This is a genomic window from Pseudoalteromonas rhizosphaerae (genome assembly GCF_028885455.1).
Lineage (GTDB): Bacteria > Pseudomonadota > Gammaproteobacteria > Enterobacterales > Alteromonadaceae > Pseudoalteromonas > Pseudoalteromonas rhizosphaerae.
Map to the genome: position 1 here is coordinate 4,792,117 of NZ_CP118496.1, position 26,359 is coordinate 4,818,475.

Annotated in this window: 25 protein-coding genes; 8 read left to right on the forward strand and 17 right to left on the reverse strand. The window is 39.3% G+C overall.

Annotated elements, in window-relative coordinates:
* Positions 1-17: 17 nt before the first annotated feature.
* The 4 genes from PVK79_RS20720 to PVK79_RS20735 all read right to left on the reverse strand — a co-directional run bounded on the left by PVK79_RS20720 (position 18) and on the right by PVK79_RS20735 (position 2,239).
* Positions 18-242, reverse strand: coding sequence for a transposase (locus PVK79_RS20720; RefSeq protein WP_257324442.1), 225 nt, complete (start codon positions 240-242; stop codon positions 18-20).
* A 168-nt stretch (positions 243-410) separates the two neighbouring features.
* Positions 411-545, reverse strand: a complete 135-nt coding sequence (locus tag PVK79_RS20725) for a hypothetical protein (protein WP_257324444.1) — start codon at positions 543-545, stop codon at positions 411-413.
* A gap of 692 nt (positions 546-1,237) precedes the next feature.
* Positions 1,238-1,495: a hypothetical protein gene (locus tag PVK79_RS20730; protein ID WP_257324446.1), complete on the reverse strand. Its 258-nt coding sequence runs from the start codon at positions 1,493-1,495 to the stop codon at positions 1,238-1,240.
* Between the two features lie 276 nt (positions 1,496-1,771).
* Complete coding sequence (locus PVK79_RS20735) at positions 1,772-2,239, reverse strand: GNAT family N-acetyltransferase (RefSeq protein WP_257324452.1); 468 nt, start codon at positions 2,237-2,239, stop codon at positions 1,772-1,774.
* A gap of 268 nt (positions 2,240-2,507) precedes the next feature.
* On the opposite strand from PVK79_RS20735, the gene PVK79_RS20740 reads away from it, so the two are divergent.
* The gene (locus tag PVK79_RS20740) at positions 2,508-3,767 is read left to right on the forward strand and encodes an IS4 family transposase (RefSeq protein ID WP_257324454.1); all 1,260 of its coding nucleotides are present in this window, start codon (positions 2,508-2,510) and stop codon (positions 3,765-3,767) included.
* A gap of 775 nt (positions 3,768-4,542) precedes the next feature.
* On the opposite strand, the gene tnpC is transcribed toward PVK79_RS20740, so the two are convergent.
* The 4 genes from tnpC to PVK79_RS20760 form a co-directional block, all read right to left on the reverse strand.
* Positions 4,543-6,066 (reverse strand): IS66 family transposase, encoded by a 1,524-nt coding sequence (tnpC, locus tag PVK79_RS20745; RefSeq protein WP_257324456.1) that lies wholly within the window; start codon positions 6,064-6,066, stop codon positions 4,543-4,545.
* Positions 6,067-6,161: 95 nt separating this feature from the next.
* A complete protein-coding gene (gene tnpB / locus PVK79_RS20750; RefSeq protein WP_257324457.1) occupies positions 6,162-6,509 on the reverse strand; it encodes an IS66 family insertion sequence element accessory protein TnpB in 348 nt (115 codons plus the stop codon).
* Positions 6,509-6,805, reverse strand: a complete 297-nt coding sequence (gene tnpA, locus PVK79_RS20755) for an IS66 family insertion sequence element accessory protein TnpA (protein WP_182762792.1) — start codon at positions 6,803-6,805, stop codon at positions 6,509-6,511. The genes tnpB and tnpA overlap by 1 nt, the downstream gene beginning before the upstream one ends.
* A gap of 103 nt (positions 6,806-6,908) precedes the next feature.
* On the reverse strand, positions 6,909-7,160 hold the full coding sequence (locus tag PVK79_RS20760) for a LexA family protein (RefSeq protein WP_149983453.1): 252 nt from the start codon (positions 7,158-7,160) through the stop codon (positions 6,909-6,911).
* Between the two features lie 59 nt (positions 7,161-7,219).
* Between PVK79_RS20760 and PVK79_RS20765 the strand changes: the two genes are divergently transcribed.
* The 4 genes from PVK79_RS20765 (at position 7,220) to PVK79_RS20780 (ending at position 10,227) form a co-directional block, all read left to right on the forward strand.
* Positions 7,220-8,335 (forward strand): IS630 family transposase, encoded by a 1,116-nt coding sequence (locus tag PVK79_RS20765; protein ID WP_257324033.1) that lies wholly within the window; start codon positions 7,220-7,222, stop codon positions 8,333-8,335.
* Positions 8,322-8,621 (forward strand): hypothetical protein, encoded by a 300-nt coding sequence (locus PVK79_RS20770; RefSeq protein WP_257324460.1) that lies wholly within the window; start codon positions 8,322-8,324, stop codon positions 8,619-8,621. Before PVK79_RS20765 ends, PVK79_RS20770 begins: the two co-directional genes overlap by 14 nt.
* The gene (locus PVK79_RS20775; protein WP_182734555.1) at positions 8,618-9,112 is read left to right on the forward strand and encodes an FAD synthase family protein; all 495 of its coding nucleotides are present in this window, start codon (positions 8,618-8,620) and stop codon (positions 9,110-9,112) included. The genes PVK79_RS20770 and PVK79_RS20775 overlap by 4 nt, the downstream gene beginning before the upstream one ends.
* A gap of 155 nt (positions 9,113-9,267) precedes the next feature.
* Positions 9,268-10,227, forward strand: a complete 960-nt coding sequence (locus PVK79_RS20780) for an ion transporter (RefSeq protein ID WP_145234904.1) — start codon at positions 9,268-9,270, stop codon at positions 10,225-10,227.
* Between the two features lie 451 nt (positions 10,228-10,678).
* On the opposite strand, the gene PVK79_RS20785 is transcribed toward PVK79_RS20780, so the two are convergent.
* From PVK79_RS20785 to PVK79_RS20795, 3 genes are read right to left on the reverse strand one after another with little or no spacing between them, the layout of a single operon-like run.
* Positions 10,679-15,187: an EAL domain-containing protein gene (locus PVK79_RS20785; protein WP_257324462.1), complete on the reverse strand. Its 4,509-nt coding sequence runs from the start codon at positions 15,185-15,187 to the stop codon at positions 10,679-10,681.
* 38 nt (positions 15,188-15,225) lie between these two features.
* Positions 15,226-15,630 carry a GNAT family N-acetyltransferase gene (locus PVK79_RS20790; protein ID WP_182731333.1) on the reverse strand — a complete coding sequence of 135 codons (405 nt, stop codon included), beginning with the start codon at positions 15,628-15,630 and terminating at the stop codon, positions 15,226-15,228.
* The gene (locus PVK79_RS20795; protein WP_064667173.1) at positions 15,630-15,833 is read right to left on the reverse strand and encodes a DUF3283 family protein; all 204 of its coding nucleotides are present in this window, start codon (positions 15,831-15,833) and stop codon (positions 15,630-15,632) included. The genes PVK79_RS20790 and PVK79_RS20795 overlap by 1 nt, the downstream gene beginning before the upstream one ends.
* Positions 15,834-16,047: 214 nt before the next feature.
* On the opposite strand from PVK79_RS20795, the gene PVK79_RS20800 reads away from it, so the two are divergent.
* Positions 16,048-16,665, forward strand: a complete 618-nt coding sequence (locus tag PVK79_RS20800) for a transporter substrate-binding domain-containing protein (protein WP_257324467.1) — start codon at positions 16,048-16,050, stop codon at positions 16,663-16,665.
* Here the strand turns inward: PVK79_RS20800 and PVK79_RS20805 are convergent.
* The 4 genes from PVK79_RS20805 to zntR all read right to left on the reverse strand — a co-directional run bounded on the left by PVK79_RS20805 (position 16,662) and on the right by zntR (position 20,020).
* Positions 16,662-16,907: a DUF1289 domain-containing protein gene (locus PVK79_RS20805; protein WP_145234900.1), complete on the reverse strand. Its 246-nt coding sequence runs from the start codon at positions 16,905-16,907 to the stop codon at positions 16,662-16,664. The genes PVK79_RS20800 and PVK79_RS20805 overlap by 4 nt on opposite strands.
* Positions 16,908-17,008: 101 nt before the next feature.
* Entirely contained in the window at positions 17,009-18,142 is a 1,134-nt protein-coding gene (locus PVK79_RS20810; RefSeq protein ID WP_145234899.1) for a 1-acyl-sn-glycerol-3-phosphate acyltransferase, read from the reverse strand.
* 158 nt (positions 18,143-18,300) lie between these two features.
* Entirely contained in the window at positions 18,301-19,623 is a 1,323-nt protein-coding gene (locus tag PVK79_RS20815) for an SO_0444 family Cu/Zn efflux transporter (RefSeq protein ID WP_257324469.1), read from the reverse strand.
* Positions 19,607-20,020: a Zn(2+)-responsive transcriptional regulator gene (gene zntR, locus PVK79_RS20820; RefSeq protein ID WP_145234897.1), complete on the reverse strand. Its 414-nt coding sequence runs from the start codon at positions 20,018-20,020 to the stop codon at positions 19,607-19,609. The genes PVK79_RS20815 and zntR overlap by 17 nt, the downstream gene beginning before the upstream one ends.
* Before the next feature lie 101 nt (positions 20,021-20,121).
* Between zntR and PVK79_RS20825 the strand changes: the two genes are divergently transcribed.
* Entirely contained in the window at positions 20,122-21,066 is a 945-nt protein-coding gene (locus PVK79_RS20825; RefSeq protein WP_182734551.1) for a D-2-hydroxyacid dehydrogenase, read from the forward strand.
* A gap of 164 nt (positions 21,067-21,230) precedes the next feature.
* Positions 21,231-21,611, forward strand: coding sequence for a DUF3192 domain-containing protein (locus tag PVK79_RS20830; RefSeq protein ID WP_257324470.1), 381 nt, complete (start codon positions 21,231-21,233; stop codon positions 21,609-21,611).
* 66 nt (positions 21,612-21,677) lie between these two features.
* Here PVK79_RS20830 and PVK79_RS20835 read toward each other — a convergent pair whose 3' ends face one another.
* Together PVK79_RS20835 and PVK79_RS20840 are read right to left on the reverse strand one after the other, a co-directional pair.
* On the reverse strand, positions 21,678-22,592 hold the full coding sequence (locus PVK79_RS20835; protein ID WP_182731329.1) for a diguanylate cyclase: 915 nt from the start codon (positions 22,590-22,592) through the stop codon (positions 21,678-21,680).
* Positions 22,561-26,346: a PAS domain-containing hybrid sensor histidine kinase/response regulator gene (locus PVK79_RS20840; protein ID WP_257324474.1), complete on the reverse strand. Its 3,786-nt coding sequence runs from the start codon at positions 26,344-26,346 to the stop codon at positions 22,561-22,563. Before PVK79_RS20840 ends, PVK79_RS20835 begins: the two co-directional genes overlap by 32 nt.
* Between the last annotated feature and the right edge of the window lie 13 nt (positions 26,347-26,359).

Genomic DNA, 26,359 nt, shown 5'->3' on the forward strand with positions numbered 1-26,359 from the left:
GAATTAATATTAGAAATCTAATTTATACCACTGCCTTTTGTATTTCGGCGCCATTCCCACGCCGCGAGATCTGCCTTCAACTCTTCCGTACTTGCTATGCGAAGATCTAAGCATTGCTTATTCATATTGCCAATTTCTATCTCGACCATATTCAACCAGCTCGCATGTTTTGGTGTGTAATGGAACTCTATTTTATTTAAAATACGTCGCGCATCTTGAGGTGAAAATGCTTTAAATAACACACCTTCAGTATCAGTCGATAGTTATCTAGCACTACACGAATTTTATTCGCATGTGGATACTGTTCATCGACTAAGTCGTTCATATAATGAGCACAATCAACCTTCGTTTTCTCCTATGTTGCTTTAACATGCCGCCAACCTCGACGACGGTCAAAAAATACAAATAAGTTATCCACGCCAATCCGTTAATGTAATTAATCGCTCACCTAATGACGCTAATGTCCATCGGCAATATCCCGTTGGCTGCTCAGTACAGGCTGTGGCTATTAAAGTTGCTTCCTCCTTCGCAGATATTTTTCTCATAGCACAATTTCGTGCATCTTCATTTAAAACAGCGTCTAAACTCTCTTCGACACACTGACGTTTGACCCGAAATGCAGTTGAAGAACTAACTTGAATCGCCTAACATATTTGCTCTGTTGTATATCGACAACGGTCAGCTTTTAATTAAATAGCGGCTCGTTTGTACTTTCGAACATTAACCATGCCTTTTTTGCAGTAGGTTACTAGATCTAATTTTTATTATAATTCAATAGCATACTTTCAGTTCATAACAATATTAAATGAGTAAATATGAGTTAAAGGATCGTCAATTAGGATAAAATTTTCATTATCAATAAAGAAGAGTTGCTGTCGTTTACTGTGAAAAAAGGCTGTATTTGGCATTTATTACTACACAAAAGTGAATAGTATTGCACCTGCTACAAGTGGTTTTGGGACTGCATCATTGAGTGTTCATGCAATGATTTTAACGCTTAAAAAGAAAATACTCATCACTTCAACTGCAGGAAAAAGCCAAACTATAAAATTATTAATTGGAATAAATCAGTTGCCCGAATTTAAGTAAGGGAACTAATCAGAACTTATGTGAACGGGTACTAGATGTTAGATCTTGTGTAGGTCGGGGATTTAATCCCGACAACTCAATTCATTTATCATGCTCTTATCTTTTTCAAATGTTTTGCAGACGAGTTGCTTACCACCGTATTTTGCACTTAGCAATTTGACAATGGTTTGATCTCCATGGATTTCACTAGTATTGCCAACTCACTGCCCTCTTGTCGCTTCAGGATCATGTAGTAGCTAGTATCTGTATAGCATTTGCTATCAGAGTATCTTTTAGCTTTGATTTTATAGCCACCCTCAACTTTAGAGATTCTTATCTCAGAAAATGTATTCTTATCATTATTTGCATTTGCTAATAGCATGATCTTCTGGACAATCTGTTTCCATTGAGCTCCAGTAAAACTCATACTTCTTTCCAAACCATGAGGATAAACTCGATACGCATGTATTTTTGCCCCATCATCATAGGGTTGCGCGACTTTCGGATCTAAACTCTCACCTAATTTAATATAGTCTTGAAAAAATCATCGGGGTTACTTTCGGCGGTCGCTGTTGTCGTAAAGCATACGAAAAGTGCAGCAAAAACCCTAATTTTGTACTTCATTAGTTACCTTGGTTTATTAGCGAATCTAAAAGAATACTCGTTTTGAAAGTGGAGTCGGTTGGAGTATACGTCAAACTAACTATGTATTTAACTGATCCAAACAAAGCTTCATTTCTAGTAGCGCGGGTTTAAAACCTACTTTTTCGTATGCTTTAATTGCTGAATCATTCTCTGCATATACATCAAGATAAAAATCAAATATACCTCGGCTCTTGCTCCAATTTACTAATTCTATTATTAATTTAGAGTTAAGACTCTGACCTCGGTAGCTTGGAGATACATACATAAAACCCAGATAAGCGTGCTTTGTGTGCTCTAACGATAACTTAGAATCTCTTATTTGAGCGTATCCAGTGGCAACAATTTCATTCTCTACCTCAACAACTAATAGGTGTGAATCAGGGCATAAGATAAGCTTTTCTATATCATAATAAAATACAGCTCCCTCCTTTAAAGAAGCATTATAGGGCCTTTCAGCATCTACAACAAACTGCTCAAGTTCAAGTAATTGTGCAAGATCATCTATCCCCGCAGCCCTAATAATCAAAATAAAACTCCTTTAAATAAAACTATAGGTACATAACGAGCCTTTAGAGTTACCCGTTATTTATTAACAAACAAATGGAAACAACTTTATTTCATTTTTATCAATGGCGTATTTTATATTAGCCTTAAAAGCTATTTAAAGTCATTACAATATTAAAATCTGGAATTGAACAAATACTCATAGGTTGGATCTTAAGAAACTTGAAGTTGAACTCTGTTAATGATCAAATAGTTACGCCAATAAAAACATGACCAAAAACAGAGTTCACATGCAGATTAACCAAGTTTCAAATCAATTAAAAGCCCTTATCTCAGAAAAACACCTCATTGAGCTTGCAAAAACCTCCGGATTTCAAGTTCGACACCGTTGCCTGTCGATCGTTTCTCTGCTCAAAGCTGTGTTCAAAAGCTTATCTTGCCTGCAAGACGCTAACTTGTCAGATATCCATCAGAACCTGCGAACGCAGGCCAATTGCACGATAAGTTATAAACCCTTTCATAATCAAATTCGAAAACCAGCCTTGACTGAGCTAGTCCGTGAACTCGTTATTCAAGCGATGTCTAAATTGACTGTAAACACGCTGGATAAAACCTTTTTTACCCAGCGAGGAATACAGCGAGTGTTATTGCAAGATGGCTCTTCATTTGCTCTACATTATGAATTAGCGCAGGTTTTTGCTGGTCGCTTTACTGCGATAAGTCCTGCCGCAATTGAGTTACATCTTACTTATGACCTATTTAACGAACAGCCTTGTGAAATAGATATCCGTCCTGATGTTGAAACCGAGCGAGCCTTTTTACCGGGTAGTCACACACTTGAAGATACGTTATTACTTGCTGATGCAGGGTATTTTGACTTAGATTACTTTGAACAAGTATCTCAAGATGGCGGCTACTTTTTGGTCAGAGCGAATAAAAACATCAACCCAACCGTCACATCTGCTTATTGCGCGGGCGTAGAGCTTAAAGAAAAGCATATTAAACTCAAAACCTTGCTCAAAAAGCGTGCTAGTCAGCCACTTGAGTTAACAGTACGCTGGAAGAAAAATGGACCCGAGTACAGGCTTATTTATCTACCCGATGAAAAGCGCCCTGTTTTCCTTGTTACTAATTTAAAAGAAACACAGTTTAACTTTGATGAGTTACTCGATATATACGCGACTCGTTGGCAAATCGAGTTACTTTTCAAAGAGCTAAAGTCATGGAATAACCTTAAGGGATTCATCACAAGAGACCCACACATTGCAGAATCGCTGGTTTGGCTGAGCATACTGCAAACACTTATCAAGCGTTTTATCTGCCATAGTGCAGCGACGATATTTAAGTGTGCGATCTCGACATTTAGAGCGAGCAAGTGCAGTTATCTTTGGTTGGATGATGTTTTGGATTGCATAGAGCAAACACGGTGCAGCCACAAGATACACCGTGTACTAAAGCTACTAGCGGTAAATTGTAAGCGTCAATCCATTGAAAAAGAAAGTGACATTTGCCGTTTTAAAATAGGAAGTCACGCGATCAATGTTCCTTAAGAACTAAGGTATGAGTGGTACTTAGTCGTATGTAGTGGTATTTAATTAGTTGTCCGTGACGATCTGAGAGGCGGGATTAAGCGTGAAGCGGACAGTTAAGAATTTTGATATCTGAAGTCAAGATTTGTTGGTGAACTATACTTAATGTACTGAAACCCAACAACGGCAGATGCTGTATGGCTTCAAAGCAGTTTCAAAATGTATTACGTCACGTTATTAACTTAAACTACTCCCAACTAAAAAACTCCGTCATGAATTTGAATCTAATATTGCTAATAACCAACTGGATCAAGCCATTGCTGACCATGAAGAAACAATATCTCATTGTCCACATTGCGATTCACACGAATTAGGTACTGACTATATTGAGAATTATCTGAGTTGGTTTAGAACCATGGAAGATAACACGGAGTTCTCAGATCAAACATGGATAAAAGAGGCTTTATAAAATGAATTATCGCCTAGCCACACTTAACTACAACATAGCCATATATAAACAGTCGTTGTATTTGGGTTTTTCAACAACTCGCGGGGTTATTTCTTGTATTTTACAACAACAAAAAAACAACAAATATAAATCCCTTGATTTACATTTAGATACAGAGTTAGACTGAAAGTATTAAAAAACTCAAAGGATTTTCTGTCTGCAACTTGTGGGTTTAGATCCTTTGAATAAGCTGTTGAAGTTGTAGAATTACTCTTTTTAGGAACTGGTTCTACACATTTTATTTGATTGTTTTTTAACCTTGAACCGTAAGCGTATAGCTAACGACACCTAGCTTTGCTTAATGTTCCAAGGTAGCAGTGGCTCAAGGTTATCTGGCTGCTCAGCAAGGCGCTGTAAGCAAGTAGAGATATAGTCATGCACCACAAGGTCATTTGCCTTTGCGGTTTCAATAAGACTATAAAGTATAGCGCTGGCATGAGCACCATTGCAGGTATTTGAGAACAACCAGTTTTTTCGCCCTATTACGAACGGTTTTATAGCTCGCTCTGCACGGTTATTGTCAATACTGAGCCTGCCATCATCGAGGTAACGCCTGAATTTCTCAAACTGATTTATCGCGTAGTTAATGGCTTTACCTAGCGCCATTTGGGGAGGGATTTTGTCTTTGTGTTTGAGTAACCATTGATACAATTCATCAACGATTGGTTTGGCTTTTTGCTGCCTAACGGTGAATTTTTCATCGGCCGCTTTTCCTTTGATGGCTTGCTCAATACCGTAGAGCTTGCGAATAAGGTTTAGTGCTACATCTGCTTTGACGGTTTTTTTATTATTGCCTTTGGCCTCGATGAATTTACGGCGCATATGGGCTAAGCACGCAACCAGTGTTGCATTCGTTTGCTCGTAAGCCTTGTAGCCGTCAACGTGCATGTAGCCTTCGTAACCATCAAGGAAATCAACCGCACATTGGCCTGCGCGACTGTTATGGTAATCAAACAAGACAATATTGGTGCCTTTACTCGGTTTATCATCGCCGCAACAATACAGCCACATATAGCTGGTTGCTTTATCTGCATTAATGACGTTTAACGGGGTTTCATCGCCGTGAATAACCGGTTGAGATAGCAACACGTCTTTTAAGCGCTGATAGAGTGGTGACAACAATTCAGCGCTGCGTAGCATCCAGCTCGACATGGTTTGCCTGCTCAACTCAATACCGATATCGGCAAACAATGTTTCTTGGCGATAAAGCGGTAAGCCAAACTGGTATTTACACATGATTATTTGGCTCAGCAGGCTGGGCGTTGCAATACTTTTTGGAATGGCTGTTGCGGGCATGAGGGCGGTTTTTACCACACTTTCAATCCCTTCACGCTCACAGTGACGGCATGTGTATTTTGGACGAATAGTTTTGATTACTTTGATATTCGCTGGCACAAACTCGAGTGCTTCACTGCTGCTTTCACCCATTTTGTGAAGGGGGCTTTGACAGCAATCACACATTTTGTCACCCTCTTCGAGGTCAACAACCACCTCAATTCGCGGCAACTGCGCTGGCAGTGGCCGGCGTTTCGGTTTGGCTTTTTCTTTCTTTACTGAGGCCGATGTGGCCAATAGCGCTTTATCATGTTCATCGAGAATATCTTCTGCTTCATTGAATACTTCGCCTGCACCCGGCATCTTTTCAGATTTCTTGGCGTACTCTTTGGCTAGTTTCGCGTTATAAGCTTGTAGCAATTCGTGAATTTGCGCGTCTTTTTCAGCTAACTTTTCATCCATATGCTGTTGCAACTCAAGCAACATGCGCTTGAGTTGTTCTGGGTCGTCAGGAAGTGAGTGTGCATCAATTTTCATGTTCGCAATTTAACAGAATTTGACGGTGTTTTCTTGCTTGACGCAAAGATAAAACAGACGGTGTGGCAACGATCATTTACTGCCAATATGATCGATTAGAGCATCGATTGATACCGCAACTCTTCATGACCAAGCACATCATATCCCGACAACAACCAATCCAATTGCTGAGGACTGAGTTCAAATTCTTGCAGATTGGCTTTGTTTGGCCATTTGAACTTTTGTTTTTCTAACCGCTTGTACCAAAAAGCAAACCCCGTTTTATCCCAGTAAACCAGCTTGAGTTTGTCTTTCGCTTTATTGCAGAACAAAAATAATGCACCAGTGTAAGCATCACGTTCAAGCTCGCCTTCAACCAGTGCGACCAGACCATCAATGGATTTTCGAAAATCCACGGCATCGCGATAGAGGTAAATATGTGCAGGTTCAACGAACATTTTCATTAGGCAAGCTCGCGTAACAGTTGACTCAGATAAGTGGCAGGCATTGTGGATGGCAAGCTGACTTTCACGTTACCGATAGCAAGAATGATCGGCTGTTGCTGTTCAGTGGGATCAACGTGTTTAGTAACTTTTGCGCGAACAAAACTACCAGATGCAGCAGTAAGCTTACTTCGTGCCGCATAAAAGCTTGTTTTTGATAAGGCATGTTGCTGGCAAAACTCAGTAATAGTTAAATCGCTGGCTTGTTGTTCTTCGATAATGTTGCGCCACTGCTCAAGGCTACGCATTTTTCTCATGGCTATCTCCTAATTGAAATTCAGAAATAGTTTAATCGGTTTGACGAGTTACTGGCAGGTGCACTTTGCTAGTACTCGTTCACAGAAGTTCTGATCAGTTGCCTTACTTAAATTCAGGCAACTGATTTATTCCTATCAATAGCTTTATCGTTCGGCTTTTTCCAGCAGTTGAAGTGATGAACCCTTTCTTTTTAAGCGTTAAAATCATTGCATGAACACTTGATGATGCAGTTCCAAAATAACGCTCAAAATCATTTTCAGCAGGTGCAACACCATTCACTTTTGTGTAGTAATAAATAAATGCCAAATACTGCCCTTGTTTCACAGTGAACGACGGCAACTCTTCTTTATTCATAATGAACTTTTATCCTAATTGACGATCCTTTAACTCATATTTACTCATTTAATATTGTTATGAACCGAAAGTATATTGTTGAATTATCAGCAGAAGAAAAATGCGAATTAGTTAACTACTGCAAAAAAGGCATGGTCAATGTTCGAAAGTACAAACGAGCCGCCATTTTATTAAAAGCGGACCGTTGTCGATATACAACAGATCAAATATGTGAAGCGGTTCAAGTGAGCTCTTCAACTGTATTTCGAGTCAAACGTCAGTTTGTCGAAGACGGTTTAGAAGCCGCTTTAAATGAAGGTGCACGAAGTGGTGCTATGAGAAAAACCTCCGCGAAAGATGAAGTAACTTTAATAGCCACAGCCTGTTCTGAGCCGCCAACAGGACACTGCCGATGGACATTAGCGTTACTTGGCGAGCGATTAATAACATTAACGGATTTAGACAGTATTTCATATGAAACGGTTCGTAGACGCCTTAAAGAAAATGCGTTAAAGCCATGGCAAAAAAAGATGTGGTGTGTGGCAACAATGGACGCTGAGTATATTGCAAGAATGGAGCATGTACTTGAATTATATGCTGAGCCAGCGGATGAGCTCAATCCCATTATTAATTTTGATGAGGCGATGAAGCAACTTGTTGATGATACACGGCCAGTACAACCGATGAAAAAGGGACAGGTAAAACGCCTAGATTATGAATATAAACGGGTTGGCGTGGCTAACTTATTTGTATTCTTTGACCGTCATCGGGGTTGGCGACACGTTAAAGCAACACAGAGGAAAACGAAAGTTGATTTTGCACACTGTATGAAGGACTTAGTCGATGAACACTACCCACATGCGAATAAAATTCGTGTCGTGCTAGATAACTTATCGACTCATACGGAAGGTGCGTTATATAAAGCATTTTCACCGCAAGAAGCACGACGTATTTTAAATAAAATAGAGTTCCATTACACACCTAAACATGCGAGTTGGTTGAATATGGTCGAGATAGAAATTGGCAATATGAATAAGCAATGCTTAGATCGGCGCATAGCAAGTATGGAAGAGTTAAAGACAGAGCTCACGGCGTGGGAATGGCGCCGAAATAAAGAAGGCGCCAGTATAAATTGGATGTTTAATGTTGATTCAGCACGTGAAAAACTAGAGAGAGCTTACGGTGCTCTCAACTAGTCAAAATTTGTGTGACGAAGTACTAGCACAACCTGAACTGATATTAAGTGCGCTTTATGGAGATTGGCAAACACCCGACCCTCTTTTTGATACTATTTTATGCGCAAAAAATATTCGCTCATTCTCGTTATTAACACAGTGCTTTGTGTATTCAAGGCTTTATAAGTTATGCTTAATGAGTGAATGGGGGAAATTAAAACACATATTAAACCAACTTACTTTTTTTGATAATAACGACGAATTAATAAAAAAATTAACCGATAAAGCCGAAAGTATGCCTACATGACTCTAAACTCACAAATACATAGCTTAAATTCAGATAATAAAAGCAGTCATAATACGCGCTGTTTGGCTCTTGGTGTATTTGACTTATTTCATATTGGTCATTTAAATTATTTAAAATTTGCTAAAGCACAAGGAAGCGAACTGTTTGTTGCGGTTGCGTCAGATGACTTATGCTTTGAAAATAAAAATACGTTTCCGATCATTAATCAGCATGAAAGAATGGCGATTATAAGCGCACTGGCGATCGTGGATCACGTTGCCTTAGTGCCAAGTCCAATAGTAAAGACTCAGAGCACTTGTAAATGGATACAAGCATGGGGAGTAAATAAGGTGGTTGTTGGCGGGCAATGGCAAAATAGTGAGCGCTGGAATGAAGCCGCTGATGCATTACAAGCGTACGATATTGATGTCATGTTTGCACCACAAACACCTAATATTTCGAGCTCGGGTATTAAGAAAAAAATAATCACATCTTATTCCGATAGTTTGTAATGCACGTTTTAATTCTACATTACAAGTTTTTACCGCTTATATGCACACTCAATACGACAATGTACAATCTGACATAACCATATTTATAGCCTTTGAATAGTCGCTATAAGCTAAACTCTAAACCAGTATTATTTTTAAAAGAACACGGATTTAATTTGAATAATTTACGTAAACGCACAGCGCTATTTTTTGAAGGTAATGGGGAGTACCGTAAGACTGGTCATTACATCGATATATTTCTAATATCGCTGATAATGATTAATGTGATTGCAATTGTGCTTGAATCCGTGGTCAGTTTGGCTCAGCAATATAAGTATGAATTTTTAATACTTGAGCTTGTCTCGGTTAGTATTTTTGCCATCGAGTATTTACTTCGCCTTTGGTCATGCGTAGAACGTGCCGAGTACAAAAGTCTAGACTGTGGTAATTTTCAACGCCGTTTAAAATATTTACTCTCTCCTTTAGCCTTAATTGATCTCATGGCAATCCTGCCCACGCTATTAATGATGTTTATCACCTTTGATTTACGTTTTTTAAGAGTGCTCAGACTCCTACGTGTTTTTAAGCTCACTCGTTACTCACGAGCAATGCAGCTACTTTTACAATCATTTCGTGATGAAAGCAGTTCGCTTTTGGCCGCATTCTTTATAATGGCAGTGGTGCTAATTTTAGCTTCCTGCGGAATTTATTTAATTGAACACGATATACAACCGGATAAATTTGGCTCCATTCCTGCGGCAATGTGGTGGGCAATGGCAACGCTGACCACTGTAGGTTATGGTGACGTTGTGCCAGTAACACCGCTAGGGCGTTTTTTTGGCGGCGTGATCACGTTACTGAGTATGGGAATGGTAGCAATACCCACCGGCTTATTAGCTTCGAGTTTCTCTGAACAGCTACGTAAGCGTAGGATCATGTTTAGTGATGCGGTGCATGAATGTCTGCATGATGGCGAGCTAGATGGCAAACTAGATGATGCGCAACTGGAGCACCTAGAGAATTTGCGCTGTAAGCTTGGTTTAAGTAAGCAAGAAGCAAACAAAGCAATTAAGTCTCAACTTAGTGCACGCACTAAAAACCTTTATTGTCGTCACTGCGGTGAACGCCAAGACTAGATATAGCTTCTAGTTAAAATTTCAACTGTTTAGGGCATCAACACCGCGATTGGTTTAATTGTAGTGTTGAGTCTCAAAAACGTTATGACTCAGCAAATAAAACCCAAGCTATAAAAAAGAAGAAAGCAAAGAAGACCATACCTTTTATATAGCCAGTATTTCGAACTTTAAGCCAAAATTCTCTTTGAGTTTTTTGCTCCGTATGACTGAGCAAATAATCACAATGCGGGCACCTGTTTCCTAAGTACATAATCAAATTACAATTAGGACATCTCGCTGATGGCTTAAATTCGGACATATCCATAATAGTAGGCTTCTCAGGCTTCATAACTTCCTTGATTCATAATAGTTATTTTTTTGCTAAAACAAGTTAAGCTTAAAAATTCAAAAAAGTAACCATTTATAAACTCGGCACTGATATTTTCACCATTTAATAAAACTCTAGCTAGCATTAGTCTTCATTCAACAACGACTGCCAGTCTTTATTTAATAATGCGCTTACATCATCACCTGGGATTGGTTTACTGAATAAATAGCCCTGAAATAAATTACAGCCTAAGTTGCGCAAAAAGGTAAGCTGCTGCTTAGTTTCAACGCCTTCTGCGACGCATTCTTTACCTAAGCTTTTCGCCAATGCAAGCGTTGACTGAATAATCGCTTCATCGTCACTATCTATACCAATATCAGTTACAAAACTGCGATCAATTTTCAGTACATCGATCGGAAAGCGCTTTAAATAAGTGAGTGAAGCATAACCTGTACCAAAGTCATCCATATATAAGCGACAACCTAGTTGCTTCAACTTTGACATGCTATTTAACGCTTGCGGTGAATCATGCATCAGCACTGATTCTGTAATTTCAAACACCACAGAGCTGGCTGATACATCAGCATTAATTAGCGCACTGCGAATTTCATCAACTAAATTTTTATACTCAAAATCCAGTGCAGACAGGTTAATAGACACATACAAGTCAGGCTTTTGTAACTGCCACTGTTTAAGTTCAATCAACGCTCTAGCTAAGGTTTGCAACATAATTTTTGTGATCAAACCGATACTCTCAGCAGCAAGCGCAAACTCTTGCGTTTCATAGCTGTTATTTTCTGGCCAACGCAGCAATACTTCCAGCCCTTCGGCCTGATGAGTTTTAGCATTAACAATCACTTGGTAATGATTACAAAACGCATGATTTTGGTAGGCTTGAGTTAATTGTGATTCTAAATGCAGAGAGCGTTGTACATGCTGATTCATTTCTTGTTTATAAAATTGATAACAACCTTCCAAGCTCTTTTTCGAATGATACAGTGCAATATCAGCCGCTTTAATTAAACTTTTAGCACTGAGTGCATCATCAGGCGAAATCGCCACGCCAATACTTAAACTGACACTAATCGCTTGGTTGTTAATAATGATGTTGTCATTCAAGCTGGCCATCAACTTAACGCACAGTAAAACAACCTCTTCGATTTGTTGAATGCCCTCGACTAACAACATAAATTCATCACCGCTAAAACGGGCTACACTATCTTTGGCCTGTACACGCGATTTGATCCGCAGTGCCACCGCCTTTATTATCTCATCGGCAGCTTCATGCCCTAGCGAGTCATTAAAATACTTAAAACGTTTGATATTAATATTGAGTAACGCTACTTTTGAATTTTGGCCTTTTGCCTGTTCAAGTGCGTGTTCAACTCGGTCATTAAATAAAGTACGATTTGGTAACCCCGTTAAACTGTCGTAATTTGCTAATAAAAACAATTCATTTTCAGCTAACTTTTGCGCATTAATATCAGTGAGGATGACCACATAGCTTTCTAAGCGTTGTTCAGTATCTGCCACAGCACTGACTTTAATTAATACATGGCGAGATTCACCATTAGCTAAGTAAACGGTATCTTCTGCAGAAAAATGTTCACCAGCTTGCAATTCCTTCATTACACGTAAATAGTTAACCCTTACAACACGACTTAACCCTAAGTGTAATGAGCAGCTAGAACGATAATCAACAGGAAAGTTAAATGCGCTCTGCAGTGCTTTGTTGGTAGCTAAAATACGTAAACTTTTATCCAGAATAAAGACCCAATCGCGGGTTTGCTCAAATGCTGCGCCAAATAAACGGGCATGTTCTTCAAACACTAATTCACGAGTCATATTAGTATAAGTGCCGGCCACTTTCTCGGGTGTACTTCCTTGCCAAGCAACCACTTTGCCAAAGTCTTTATACCAGCGCCAATAGCCTAATTTATGGCGTAAACGATAGGTGCAGTTAAAATAGCCTTTCTCGGTGGATAAAAATTCTAACCATTCGATACGAAAATGTTGTTTATCTTTAGGATGTATTTTTGCTAAATAATCATCCAAATTAACCGATTCAACATCATAACCCAGCTCATTTTTAAGTCGTGGTTGATAAATGATTGGACTTGAAGATTGCCAATCCCAAACCCCTGAACGACTGCCCTCTAATGCTAACTTTAAGCGCGCTTCACTTTCTTGGCTTTCTCTATGGGCTGCTAATAATAATTGCTGAATTCGATTACGACGCATAATCCAAGCCGCAACTAATCCAAAAAACACCAGTGCGTAAAGCACTATAAACTGAGGCGCGCGCCATAGCGGGTATTTTACCACAATGTCCAATACTGCCGGTTGTGTGTAGTCGCCAGTAAGCGGATCTTTAGCCCAAATTTTTAGTTGGTATTTGCCGGGATTAAGTTTTGGAAATAGCACTCGGTTATTATTACGGGTATAAGACTTTTGCCCATCAGAGAGTTGATACTCATAAATAATACGTTCTTGGTAGTTAAATGCCATTGCCGAAAAAGCCACTTCAAGACCTATATCGTCGTGCTCTAAGGTGATTGTTTTTATTGGTTGCTTAAGATCCGTAGATAATTCACGAGACATCAAATCAATGCTGGTTATATTTACATGATCAATTAAACCATGCCTAGGTTGATTATCATTTGGGTAAAAATAGCTAAATCCCTTTAACGTACCATAGACTATTTGGCCGGTTTTTAAACGCGTAAATGCACCACTATTAAACTCGGTAGAGACCAGTCCTTCTGATGTCGTAAATTGCTGAAAATGTTTGTTTTCTGGATTTAATCGCCAGATCCCTTTATGACTACTCATCCAGATCATTCCAGCATCATCTAACACCATATCGTACAATAAGGTGCCGAGCTTATTTTTATCTAAATCTATGGTATACAACAGCTTGTAATTCGATGCATCAAGACCAATTAAGCCAAAATTCGATAACGTGATCCACAGCACATTATTATTATCAACAATATAAGACATTACATTAACGGCTACATTTTCGTGTTGCTGTGGCACGGTATAGATTTTTGTTAAAGCAAATGAGTTTGGATCAACCTGATAAAGCACCCCTGCATTATAAAATAACGGGGAGTCAGGTTTGGTAGATAAAGGCGGTAAGAAACCATAAGCTAAAAACGGTTCAAACTTTTCAAATTCACCACCTAAAGGAGTGATCTTTTGGCTGTCGATATTATAAACAAACATGCCATGATCAGAATGAACATAAAATAATTCACCATTTGGCATCAATACTGAGCCATGTATCCACCCTGTGATCAGGTGTTGCTGGCTTGGGTCGGCTGTTGTTGCAGGAAAAATTTCATAGCTATGCGGATCAAAACTAAAAATCCCGCGATTAGTACGCAGCCACAATTTATCTTTATAAGGAGAAATAGCGTAGATATTAAATTCAGTGGTAAACAAATCAGCTTGATAATCTTTTAAAAACACTTGCCCTTGATTAGTTTTTAAATCAACCGCAGTTAAACCATTATGAGTTGCTAGCCAGAGTTTATCTTCATACTCGGTTATGCCCCAAATAGAAGGGTGCGATAAACCATCACCGGAGAGCATGCTGGCATTAACATTTTCAAAATGATAATTATCATAAGGTAAATAAAATGCCCCATCACTTTTAGTAGCTGTCCACATAGCGCCGTTACTATCTTTGACAATATCGATAACACTTGGATCTGCCAGTGAGTATTTACTTTCTTTTACTCTATTATTTTTAGTCAGCTCACCGCTATTCAAACCGAGACTAAATAAACCTTTATCGGTGCCTAAATCAAGCACCCCATGGTCATTTATTATTTTCCAAATATTAAGATCGTTCAATATGGTTTTATTTTTAAAAGGCACATCTGGGCGCTCAAACATACTCGGTAAATCACTAATATCAACTTGATATAAACCACGTACGGCCCCCACTAACAGTTGCTCATTTTCGCCTATTGCAAACGACTTTATATAATTTTGATACACATGGTCTGGCTCGGTGCTTAAATGCTCTAATTTTCGGTATTGCCCAGTTGCTATATGATAGACATATGCGCCAGTACTGGCGGCAATGAAGATATAACCTTTGTAATGTAATAAATCGCGGATCACGGTATTACGAGTGCGCTCTGGTAATTCAAAAATAGTCTCAATTTGGCCCGTCGCTAAATCAAGGCGAGCAAAGTCCCAACCACGGCCAATCCATAATGACTTATTATCGGTGGCAACCATACTAAATACAGACTGACTTAAGACTTGTTCTTCACTGGTGGGTTTTGATAAAAATTGTTGATAACTATCGGTACTTGGATCATAGCGAAACAGCCCTGCAACTAACGATGCAATCCAAATATAACCATCCGGGTCTTGATATATAAGGTCAATAATTGCTTCATCTAATTCCCCGTTTGGCCCTGCAATATGTACTACCTGATAGCCATCGTAACGATTTAAGCCTCCTTCAGTCGCCAACCAAAGATAGCCGCTTTTATCTATCAACATGGTATTGACATAGCTTTGTGATAAACCTTCACTTGGCGATAAGCGTTTTACCTGCGCCATAGTAGCTTGGCTAGCAACAACAAAGGCGGCTAACAAAAAGAACACACTAGCCTTAAACCATTGACCCATCTAAATTTCCACGTGGTTGTTTTAACAAATTATTTTTACTAGCACTGCATAGCTACGATATTTCGTTGCTGATAGACAGTAAAGAGTGTATCTAAAGGTGGTGGCAATGTTAACACAAAGTTAAAGCCAATTGATTGATAAAAATCAGCTAAATAGTTATAAGCAAATGTATAAACGAGTGAATTTTGATTAGACAAGGTATGAATTAGTAGTTTTTTTGCAATTCCTTGACCGCGCCAAGCAGGTGCAACCAGCAAGGTAGACAAAAACAAATAATCACTGCGATTTTGAATTCTGCATGCCGCGACAATAACTAAGTCATTATAAACAACCCACACTTGATCTTGTCTGGTTGCCCGACCTCGGGCTTTATATTGATCGTAAAACTTATTCACTAAAGGGGTTTTAATTGGCTCTAGGCATTCAAAACGCAATGCCGTCATTAACTTTGCATCGTCGCTAAATATTGTTCAAATTGCTGCTTCAAAAACATCTGCTCTGCCACTGGCCGACTATGAATTGTATTGTATATTTGCTCACGAGTACTCTTACCACGCTTTATTTGATAAGCCCAAAACGATGCCTCGTAATCCAATTGAATTTGATATTTTTGTTCACGAGGTAGTAAGCATAAGTTAAACGACATAAATTACCAGTTATTACTAATCATATTAATGCCCAGAGTATAACAAACATTTGCCTAAAAGAGTCACGGCTAAACTTGCGCTTTTTAGCTTTTAAACGTAGATTGGTGGCGTTTTTAGTCCTAATATGGAAACGCTGTGATTAAGTGCTTTTTTTATCTCATATTGCTCTGTTATTCACTAACGCCACTGAGCACTATAGCGAACACGCAACATATGCTGTTTAATCGCCCAGCCGATACCCCACAGGCTCGCTATGTGATTGAGCTGATGACCCTTGCATATAAGGAACTTGGCTATGATGTACATATTATTGACTTTAATCACCAAAGCGCTTTATCTGCAGCGAACAATGGCACGCTTGATGGCCAATTAGGGCGAGTGGCCAGTATCAGTCAACAATATCAAAACTTGCATCCGGTTAACTTTGCGCTATTTGAGTTTAACCTTGTGCTATTAAAAAACTGCCAACAATGTACATTTGAGCAGCTAGACAATATCGCCATTCAAGTTGGTTATCCTGCAGCGCAGAGTTACCTTAACGAACACCCTTTTATTGGTGACATTATTAAGGTGAAAAGCGTCACTGCTCAACTTAATTTACTCACTCAAGGTAAAGTACAAGGTGTGATTTTACTCGACTTTTTATTGTCTACTAAACACCCTCAGTTTAATGTTAAGCAATTTCAAACTGAAATACTGGCACCAATAGAAAGCTATCACTTTTTGCATTCACGCCATAGCGCATTAATTCCTAAGCTTGAAAAAGAACTGCATAAACTCAATGAAAATGGCACAGTTCGTTTACTCAGGGCTAAACATAATCTTGATTAAAAACCAAAATCCCCCTGCTCCGATGGTGCTGACTTAGCGATAAGTGCTTGGCGCTTTTGCAAGTAACGTTTATAACGCTGTTGACACAAACTAATGACTTGCTTTTTTTCTACGTTTGAAAATGAATTCCAACCAAAGCGTTCCTCCCGACTTCGATAGCAGCCTTTGCAATAGCCTCGGTTATTTACCTCGCAAATGCCTTTGCAAGGACTTGGAATTTCAAAAATTTCAATTTGTTGCATAACAAACATCGGCCAATAAACACAACTTTAGTATAGCCCGTTTTTTAAACGAAAAAAAACCGTAACTTAATTACGGTTTTTTTGAAGATGTTTTACATTAGTTATTGGCCGCTTTCGCTACTATTAAACTCAACCTTACGATGAAATGGCTTAGCGTACATAGCTAACACCAGAGGTTTTAATTCATCTGGAACACGCGCCATACGCATCTCAAATGCCTGAGCATCGGCTTTATTAATCACCGCCTGTTTACAGCCACCAGCGATATAATTTCCTGGGTGTAAAAAGAACGAATCAATAATTTGCTCATCGATGGTTTTTGCCAGCTGCTCTGGTGATTCACACCCGTCTTCAATTGGTTGCCCAAATGCTAAATGAACATGCCCTTTGGCGGTACTAAAACCTTCAACAATACTGGCAATATCTTCACCCGCTGACTTTACATATTTACCATGATGCTGCTTATGATAAAGCTCTCTGGCTTTGGCTGTTGCACAAGGTTCATATTGATATGAAATTGATACTGGTACAATTTTTAGCTCACGTACATACTCAGCAAACTCTTTCTTTTGCTTACGACCATTAAGCTGCAACATTTTAAGTAGCGCAGGATCTGTTTGATCAAAGCCATCTTTAGCGCGGCCTTCTTTTTGTGCAATCCAAATTGAATCACCACCAGCAAGCGAATCGTAAATATAAGCTGAAAGCTGCGATAGTGCTCTAAGCATTTCTTTTGGCGCTTTAACTGAGCGCTTAACAATAAAGCTTTTATTTAAACGCATCAGTTCGGTGATATAAGGGATTTGCAGTAAGTTATCACCGATGGCGATACGGACTGTCTTCATTTTGTGACTGAATAAGCCCCAATTAATTAAAGCAGGATCAAGTACGATATCGCGATGATTTGAGATAAACAAATACGCTTGCTTTGGATCGAGTTGATCCAAACCAGAAAAGGTCACCTCAGTTGTGGTGCGTTTTACCAGCTGTGCTAAATACTTAGCAACGATTTGTTGAACTTGCTCAACACTGTTGATAGCGCCCCACTTTTTACGTAACTGATACTTTACCAATGTTCTAGATAAAAAGGGTACAGCTGATAAAAAACGCGGTAAGTTATATTTTGCAACTACATCAATAAACGCATTATCATCAATCAAGCGTGCAACCGAAGCGGCTACTTCATCATCATTGTAAGGTCTTATATCTGCGTACTTGTCCACTGGTTCACTCATTACTGCATCTTTAAAGTTAAAAAAACGGTGCGCTCGTGCGCACCGTTTATATTCTATAGGCGATTATAACTCAGACAACCTAAAATGCGAACTAAGTCATTAATTTGGTCCATTGTTTATATTTTATAACAGCTAAAAATCTTTTTAATAACATTCAATTATGCAATGCTCTTACCAGTGCTGCGGTATTTACTAAACGCTCCTTTAAGAACTAAACGCGCCATTAACAGTGCTAAAATAGTACCACAGAGAAGGGTTAACCAATGTGGTAGCACTTGATGTTCATCACCTAATAATGGTGTAACAACAAAGCCAAATTCAGCCACTAAATAATCGGTTAAAAAACCAAATATCAAAGCGACACCTATTACACCAACTAAATAAGCAACCACTGCACGCTTACCAAGCTCATTGGCAACCACGCCAAGCGTCGCGACATTAGTGGCAGGACCTGCCAACATAAAGACTAAAACAGCGCCAGGTGCTACGCCACTTAATAACAAACCAGCTGCAATCGGCGTTGATGCGGTCGCACAAATATACATGGGAATACTAATCACGATCACCACCAGCATAGCCAAAATACCACGGCCCCATTGGGTTAAAAATGATTCTGGTACATAAGTTTGCACTAAGGCTGCAAAGAACAAACCAATCATTAACCACTTCATAGTGTCTGATAGCAATTTGTTACAGCTAAAACTCACTGCCTGTTTCATCTTTTGCCATTGGCTGGCTGGTGCTGCACTTGATGTATCGCAACAACTTGCCTTCTCTTTAACCGCTGCTGGTTTCGTTGAACAGCAACTAACCTTCTCTTCGACCACAGCTGATTTCGTTGAGCAACAACTTATCTTCTCTTCAACTGCTGCTAATTTAGTTGAACAACAACTTATCTTCTCTTCAACCGCTGCTGGTTTAGTTGAACAACAACTAACCTTCTCTTCGACCGCTGCTGGTTTCGTTGAACAGCAACTAACCTTCTCTTCGACCACTGCTGATTTCGTTGAGCAACAACTTATTGTCGTTGCTCGCTTTTGCTCATTATTAACTTCACTGATGTGATCTGTAGTTTGCGTTTTTTCAGCATCACGCCCCACTAAGACACCAGCGACAATAGCACTGCAAATCGCCGCTATTGGACGAATTATTGCCATAAAAGGACCTAGTAACACATACGATACCGACACCGAATCAACCCCTGTTTCTGGCGTCGATACTAAAAACGCAGTGGTAGCACTTTTTGAAGCGCCTGCACGTCTTAAACCAATTGCAGCAGGTATTACACCGCACGAACATAATGGCATTGGTGCGCCAATTAAAGCAGCTTTAACAGTCGTCCAAAAACCTTCTTTTCCCAAGTGTTTATTTAAGAAATCAGCCGGTAAGTACACATTTAATAACCCAGCTATTAATAAACCGAGCATTAACCAAGGTGCAGATAATAAAAATAACTGCCAAAAATTATTGATTAAGTCCATCAATGTCCTCCAAAGTGGTTAATATCGAACAGTTATCTGCGGGCTCTTTGCCTCCGCAGCACTTATCAGCTAACACGGATAATGATTGATGAAAACGTGTTAATTCAGCAATACGCTCTGCGACTAAGTCACGCTTTTGTATTGTTAAGTTTTTAACTTCATGGCAAGAATGCTGATGTTTTTTAAATTTAATTTGTAATAGTTCTTTGATCTCAGCCAAGCTAAAGCCAACATTTTTAGCGCGCAAAATAAACATCATTTGCTTAAGATCGGTTTGGCTATAATCTCGATAACCTGCTTGCGTTCGCGCTGAAGGCGTTAACAAAGCATGCTTTTCATAGTACCTTAGGGTATCTGTAGAGACACCTAATTGACTGGCAAATTCGCCTATTTTCATCACCGTCTCCAATTAACATATTATCAACTGATGCTGAGTATAAACCTTAGAGTACACACCAAGGTCAAGCATTTATAAATTTTTATTATGAAGGAAAGCTCATGAATATTACTCTTCTCGATACTGCTACGCTTGCAGGCACATCCCTTGAACCTTTTCAAAAACTTGGCAACTTCACTAGTTATTCACTAACCAGTCCAGCACAAGTATTAGCGCATAGTGCAGGCGCTGATGTCTTGATCACCAATAAAGTGGTACTTAATCGCGAAACACTGGCAAAACTCCCTGAATTAAAGCTCATATGTGTAGCCGCAACTGGCACTAACAATGTTGATTTAGTCGCCGCTAAAGAGTTTGGCATTGCCGTTACCAATGTGGCCGGGTATTCAACACCTTCGGTTGTACAACATACCTTTGCACTGATCACCAATTTACTGGGTAATACTCACCGCTACATTGCTGATTGCCAACAAGGGTTATGGCAACAAAGCGAGATGTTCTGCCGCCTTGATTACCGTTTTAATGATATAGGAGGTAAAACTCTGGCAATTATCGGTTATGGTTCGCTTGGTAAAGCTGTTGCGGATGTTGCACGTGCTTTTGGTGCCAATGTAGTTATCAGTGAGCGTAAAAACCAAGTAACTAGAGAGGGCCGAACAGAATTTTACCAAGCAATAAAAACAGCTGATATTATTAGTGTACACTGCCCTTTAACCGATGAAAGTCGTGATCTGATTGGTGCTGCTGAACTTGCTATGATGAAACCCAATGCCATTTTAATTAACACCGCGCGCGGTGGTATCGTTAATGAAGCTGATTTAGCCAACGCACTGAGCAATAACCAAATTGCAGGAGCGGGATTTGACGTATTAAGTAAAGAACCAGCTGCGAAGGATAATCCATTGGCCGCTTATCGTGGTGATAATTTAATACTGACTCCACATATTGCATGGGCCAGTGAAGAGTCAATCATTCGCTTAGTAAAGCAAGTCAGCTTAAATATTAGCGCATTTAGCCAAGGTGAAAGTTTAAATAGACTGGTCTAATCAACTAACTTTTAGTTAGTCACGCTATAAAAGGTGGTTAAATATAATGCACCACCTTACAAAAAAAATCTAATTCATTGATTTTAAATAACATAAAATATTGGCTAGTTCTTTGCTAGCTAATAGATAAATTAAAATCAATATTTAGTATCCAGGATAAAATAATGAAAAAAGTACTTTTAATTGCCGCGCTTGCAGCCCCTCTTCTTACTGGTTGTGTAATTGCAGTATCCGATGGTGAAGCACAAACACACTGGGCTGGTAATAGTTCAAGCTGGGAAGAACATCATCAATTTAATCGTGAAAGCATCTCAGGGCTCACTTTAGATACCAGCTATCAAAATGCATTAAATAAATTAAAAACTCCCGACTTTACAGAATTATTAAAAAAAGACGGTGATGTATACCAAGTACTATTTTATGCCACCCACAGTATTCACTCTGACGGAAAAATGACAAAAGATGAATGTACTCCACTGGTCTTTAAAAACGAGAAACTGATTGGTGTGGGTGATAGTATTTATAATTCACTTAGCGCCATTTAGACACAAAACTAAAGCAGTAAAGAGTGGAGCATATTCACTCTTTATTTGCTGTAGTAACTGACTTTACTAACTTGCGTCAATAACTCGAGCGATAATTTTATCGCGGCCACTATCTTTAGCTTGATATAAACCTAAATCGGCTTCTTCAAGTAATATATGCTCAGAATAAACTTGACCAAACTCAGTTGTAGCAACCCCAATACTTATCGTAATGTGAGCGGCATTGAGTGATGCTTTATGCGGGATAGCTAGCGTATTAACAGCATCTCTGAGTTTATTAGCAAATTTTAATGCCTCGTGTTGGTTGGTATCGGGTAACACTGCGGCAAATTCTTCTCCACCGTAGCGCGCAACAAAGTCAGTGCCACGCTCACACGCTGCAACTAATGCATGTGCAACACGTTTAAGGCAGTCATCCCCGGCACGGTGACCGTAACAATCGTTATAACGCTTAAAATGGTCTATATCTATTAATAGCACCGATAACGGTGTACCAGCTCGACGGCTGCGACGCCATTCTCGCGATAAGCTTTCATCTAAATAACGCCGATTGGGTATTTCTGTCAGCCCATCAATGGAGGCGAGCATTTCTAACAAATCATTTTTTTGCTTAATCAATAATTGATTTCGCACTCGTGCACGTACTATTGCGGGACTAAATGGCTTAGCAATATAGTCCATTGCGCCTAATTCAAACCCTTTTGCTTCATCATCATGGCTTGTATTAGCTGAAATAAAGATAACTGGAATAGCGTGCGTAGTTGAATTTTCTTTTAACTGAATTAATACCTCATAGCCATTAATGCCAGGCATTACAATATCGAGTATAATTAAGTCAACCGCAGTTGATTTAACAAATGTCAGGGCTTTTTCACCACTTTCAACTAAAAATATTTCGTGATCATTCGCTAATGTTTTTTCCAACACCAATCGATTTAATGGGTCATCATCAACGATCAGTATTTTGGCTTTCTTCAACATTTACTGAGCCTTGTATTTGAATATATCTATTTACTTGTGCTAGTTCGAACTCTAACTGACTCAGGGATATTTGCCCTACGTCTGGTGTCTTGCGTAGTCTACTTTCTAATTGCTGAGCGGTAGCACTTAGGCGATTAAAGCCAAGATTTCCTGACACACCTTTAATACTATGCACTAACCGTTCCAAAGCTTTTGCTTGCATCGGTACTTTTAATTGCTGCAGATGACTTACACACAACTTAGCAAGTTTATCCAACATAATCTGCAATAAATCATTATTACCCGAGAATTGTTCTAATGCAAAAGAATGATTATAAAAAACAGCGCCGGTAATTTGTAGTTCATTGATCGCCGCTAATAACGTTGCTGCAACCACTGGTTTTGTTAAATGTTTATTCATACCTACGGCAAGTGAGCGTTGCTCGTCAGCTGCTTCACAATGCGCAGTTAGCGCAAAAATAGGTAATTGCTGTTGTTCATAACGTTGTCGCAATAAAGCGGTTGCTTGTAACCCATCGACTTCTGGCATTTGAATATCCATTAAGATCAAATCAGGCATGACTTGTGCAACCAAATCTATCCCTGCCATCGCCGAAGTTGCTGTCATTACATTAATATGTGCTTGACTTAAAATATTACTAATAATATCTAAATTAAGCTGATTATCATCAATAACTAACACTAGTAAGCCCGCAACGTTGAGTTTACTCTCTGCCGTTGTCAGATTTACATCAGGGCGTTTAGATATCGGCTCAACTTGCTGTATTCGTTGTACTAATGCAGAACTTTTCACGCTGCACATTTGCATACCTTTAAGAGTAGGCAGCGGAGTATTTGGAGCATTTTTAACAACATAAAGCTGCGTGTTATTACTCATCAATGCTGTTTTTATATTGTCTCGCGTTATTACTCTCGGTAGATCAACGTCATTAATGATGATCCGCTGATAATCTGCTAATACAGCGTGGTCTGTTAATTCAGCTAACTCAGAAAATTCTAGCTGTTTTAATGGCGCTAATGCGGTAGGTAAATTAATTCCCCGCTCAGAATGAATCACTAAAGTATTGTGCCAGACGATAGGATCGATTTGAGCGGCAATATTAAAGGTTATAGTAAAGAAAAACTCACTGCCTTGGCCTTTATTGCTGACAACTTTAATTTCAGCTCCCATTAATGCCACTTCGTGTTTGACTATAGCAAGCCCTAAACCAACGCCTTGGTGGGTACGAGTGAGTGATTCGTCGCCTTGCGTAAATGCGTCAAATAATCGACTCTGATCAGCTTTATCAATACCGATCCCGGTGTCGATCACTTTAAAACACAGGGTTTGTTGTGTTGGCGTCAATTCAACGGCTGTTATTTTCAAAGTGATACTGCCATGTTCAGTAAATTTCACGGCATTGGTTAGTAAATTACCGAGCACTTGCTGTAAGCGAATGTAATCGCCGACTAACTGCGGAGCAATTAGCGGATCAATATCGATATTAAAAGCCAACTCTTTTTGCTGGCAGAGCCCTATTAATACACTCTCGCAGCTGTCAACAAGTGCAACTACAGCAAAATCAACTAAATCTAATTGCACTTGGTTATTTTCGATTCGCGCAAAATCAAGCATTCGATTAAGCATGGTTAATAAACTTTGCGCAGCATTTTTTGCTTGAACTGCATGCTGTTGCTGCTGCGCTGTTAAGCCTTGCTGAGTTACCATATCAATAAGGCCTGTCACAGCATGCAGTGGCGTGCGTATTTCATGGCTTAAGTTAGCAATAAATCGGCTTTTGGCCTCGGTTGCCCGCTCGGCATCTTGTTTGGCCTGAGTCAATGCACTGACATCTTGAATATGAATAACATAATAGTAAGGTGCTTGTTGCTCATCCCATACTAAAGAGACACTCAGCTGCCACCAGCAATTTAGCTCTTCTTGTCCTAAAGTAAGATGGTAAACTTTCTTTTTCTCACTCAGCAATAAAGCTAAAAGCGTTGCTATTTCTTGCCACTGTTGCCGTGGAAATAAATCCACTAATAATAAATCCTGCTCAGTTTTATCAATCTTAAAAATCTTTCGCGCAGTTCGATTAAGTTGTAATACTGTCTGTTCAAGTGAAAGTAAAATCACCCCATTAGCTGCATACTCTATGGCGCTGCGAAACTTAGACTCTGACGCTTTTAATGCCAAAAGAGCTTGTTGTTGGGCGGTTATATCCCGGCCAATTCCCATTGAACCTAGTAACTGATTTTGATCGTTATAAAATGGCGCGATGGTTAATTGAAAGGTTTGTAGCTGGGTTTCAAGTCGTTGCTCAGCCTTCATTTTGGTTGTTAAAACTTGTTGCTCTAATTCACTGATCTGGCCATTATCATCACTAATATCACATAACTGCTGACCAACTAACTGCCCTTGCTCAATACCTATGTATTGTTCATAAGCACGATTACATCCTAAGAATGAGCCATCAATGTTTTTAAAATAAATAAGATCTGGCACACTATTGAGCATAGTATTCAATAATGCTAAATGGCGTTCTTTAGCCTCATAACTGCGTGCGAGTTCACGGGTCTTTATTTTTACTTGGTCATCAAGTTCACTATTTGCCTGCTGCAATGAGTTTACCAACTGCTGATTTTTGTTAAGTACCCACTTGATTCGGCTAAACCACGGCTGCCAGTTTGCTGGTATATGATAATTTGAATAATCTTTATAGTGCTCCTCATTTTGTTCAAGATACGCCATTAAATATGTCATGGGTTTCACAAAAATACGCTGGCTTAACCATAACAAGGTACTGAACATCATCACTAAAAACATACTCAAAAAAGTAAGTTCAATTAATACATCAGTTACAATCGGTGAGGCTAATTCATCATGTGATGCAAAATAACCCGCATAAATTGGTAGCTGCTTTTGCGCTTGTAAAAGAGTGAGATTACCCTGATTATCTAATTCTGCTAATGACGCTTTAGCTGAAGGCCAATACTCCGCTAATGGCGTGTCTTCTTCAATATCGTAAAGTGAGCTGATAATGACGTGCTGCGCACTATTTAAAAATATATATTCGCCACTGCGCGGCGATATTTTTTTTAGCCATTGCGATACTGCCGATAAGTCATAAATCAAAATAATATACTCTTCACCGCCCTGCTCACGCGCACGCCCTATTGATAAGTAGTTTTTACCAGCCACCTCTACTATCGCACTTGATGTCAGTGAATTGTCAGCCAGTGCTGGGCGCAACTGGCCATCCAATACTTGAGTTAACATTAGGCTATCTTCGTCACGACGACGTTTTATATAAACAAAGCCTTGCTCATTAACATAAGCAACTGCCGATAAGGATTGAATTAACGATAATGCGGTATTAAAAGCAGGCCCCAAGGCGATCACTTGCTGCCATTGAGCTATCGCATTAGGAGTGGTCGAAAACTTACCTTGCCCGACAATTTCACCGCCTCCATCAGGGATTTTTCGGTAATAATAATTCTCTTGCTGATTAATATCTTCAAGCCATTGCGGCTCAAATTGATACGACAAAGGTTGCTCGTATAAAGAGAACAGTGTGTTGATCAAGCCATCAGCACCATTCATAGCATGCTCAACTTGCGCTGCTATATTGGCAAAATCCCCTTCACGTTTAGCAACGGCGCGATCTAATTTAATATTATATAAGTGTAAACATAATAGAAAAGCCACCAGCAGCGGCACAATAAGTGCCACAGCCAGTGAACGATAGTAATGTTTTAAAGGTAGAAAATTCAATCTACAATCCGAT

Bases quoted from the DNA above. Each gene is read 5' to 3' on its own strand.
- PVK79_RS20800 (WP_257324467.1), top strand. From the start codon at position 16,048: ATGCTGTTTAATCGCCCAGCCGATACCCCACAGGCTCGCTATGTGATT.
- PVK79_RS20775 (WP_182734555.1), top strand. From the start codon at position 8,618: ATGACTCTAAACTCACAAATACATAGCTTAAATTCAGATAATAAAAGC.
- PVK79_RS20740 (WP_257324454.1), top strand. From the start codon at position 2,508: ATGCAGATTAACCAAGTTTCAAATCAATTAAAAGCCCTTATCTCAGAA.
- PVK79_RS20725 (WP_257324444.1), bottom strand. From the start codon at position 545: ATGAGAAAAATATCTGCGAAGGAGGAAGCAACTTTAATAGCCACAGCC.
- zntR (WP_145234897.1), bottom strand. From the start codon at position 20,020: ATGAAAATAGGCGAATTTGCCAGTCAATTAGGTGTCTCTACAGATACC.
- PVK79_RS20830 (WP_257324470.1), top strand. From the start codon at position 21,231: ATGAAAAAAGTACTTTTAATTGCCGCGCTTGCAGCCCCTCTTCTTACT.
- PVK79_RS20810 (WP_145234899.1), bottom strand. From the start codon at position 18,142: ATGAGTGAACCAGTGGACAAGTACGCAGATATAAGACCTTACAATGAT.
- PVK79_RS20795 (WP_064667173.1), bottom strand. From the start codon at position 15,833: ATGTCGTTTAACTTATGCTTACTACCTCGTGAACAAAAATATCAAATT.
- PVK79_RS20815 (WP_257324469.1), bottom strand. From the start codon at position 19,623: ATGGACTTAATCAATAATTTTTGGCAGTTATTTTTATTATCTGCACCT.
- PVK79_RS20825 (WP_182734551.1), top strand. From the start codon at position 20,122: ATGAATATTACTCTTCTCGATACTGCTACGCTTGCAGGCACATCCCTT.
- PVK79_RS20790 (WP_182731333.1), bottom strand. From the start codon at position 15,630: ATGACGGCATTGCGTTTTGAATGCCTAGAGCCAATTAAAACCCCTTTA.
- tnpC (WP_257324456.1), bottom strand. From the start codon at position 6,066: ATGAAAATTGATGCACACTCACTTCCTGACGACCCAGAACAACTCAAG.
- PVK79_RS20765 (WP_257324033.1), top strand. From the start codon at position 7,220: ATGAACCGAAAGTATATTGTTGAATTATCAGCAGAAGAAAAATGCGAA.
- tnpB (WP_257324457.1), bottom strand. From the start codon at position 6,509: ATGAAAATGTTCGTTGAACCTGCACATATTTACCTCTATCGCGATGCC.
- PVK79_RS20730 (WP_257324446.1), bottom strand. From the start codon at position 1,495: ATGAGTTTTACTGGAGCTCAATGGAAACAGATTGTCCAGAAGATCATG.
- PVK79_RS20835 (WP_182731329.1), bottom strand. From the start codon at position 22,592: ATGTTGAAGAAAGCCAAAATACTGATCGTTGATGATGACCCATTAAAT.
- PVK79_RS20760 (WP_149983453.1), bottom strand. From the start codon at position 7,160: ATGAATAAAGAAGAGTTGCCGTCGTTCACTGTGAAACAAGGGCAGTAT.
- PVK79_RS20785 (WP_257324462.1), bottom strand. From the start codon at position 15,187: ATGGGTCAATGGTTTAAGGCTAGTGTGTTCTTTTTGTTAGCCGCCTTT.
- tnpA (WP_182762792.1), bottom strand. From the start codon at position 6,805: ATGAGAAAAATGCGTAGCCTTGAGCAGTGGCGCAACATTATCGAAGAA.
- PVK79_RS20805 (WP_145234900.1), bottom strand. From the start codon at position 16,907: ATGCAACAAATTGAAATTTTTGAAATTCCAAGTCCTTGCAAAGGCATT.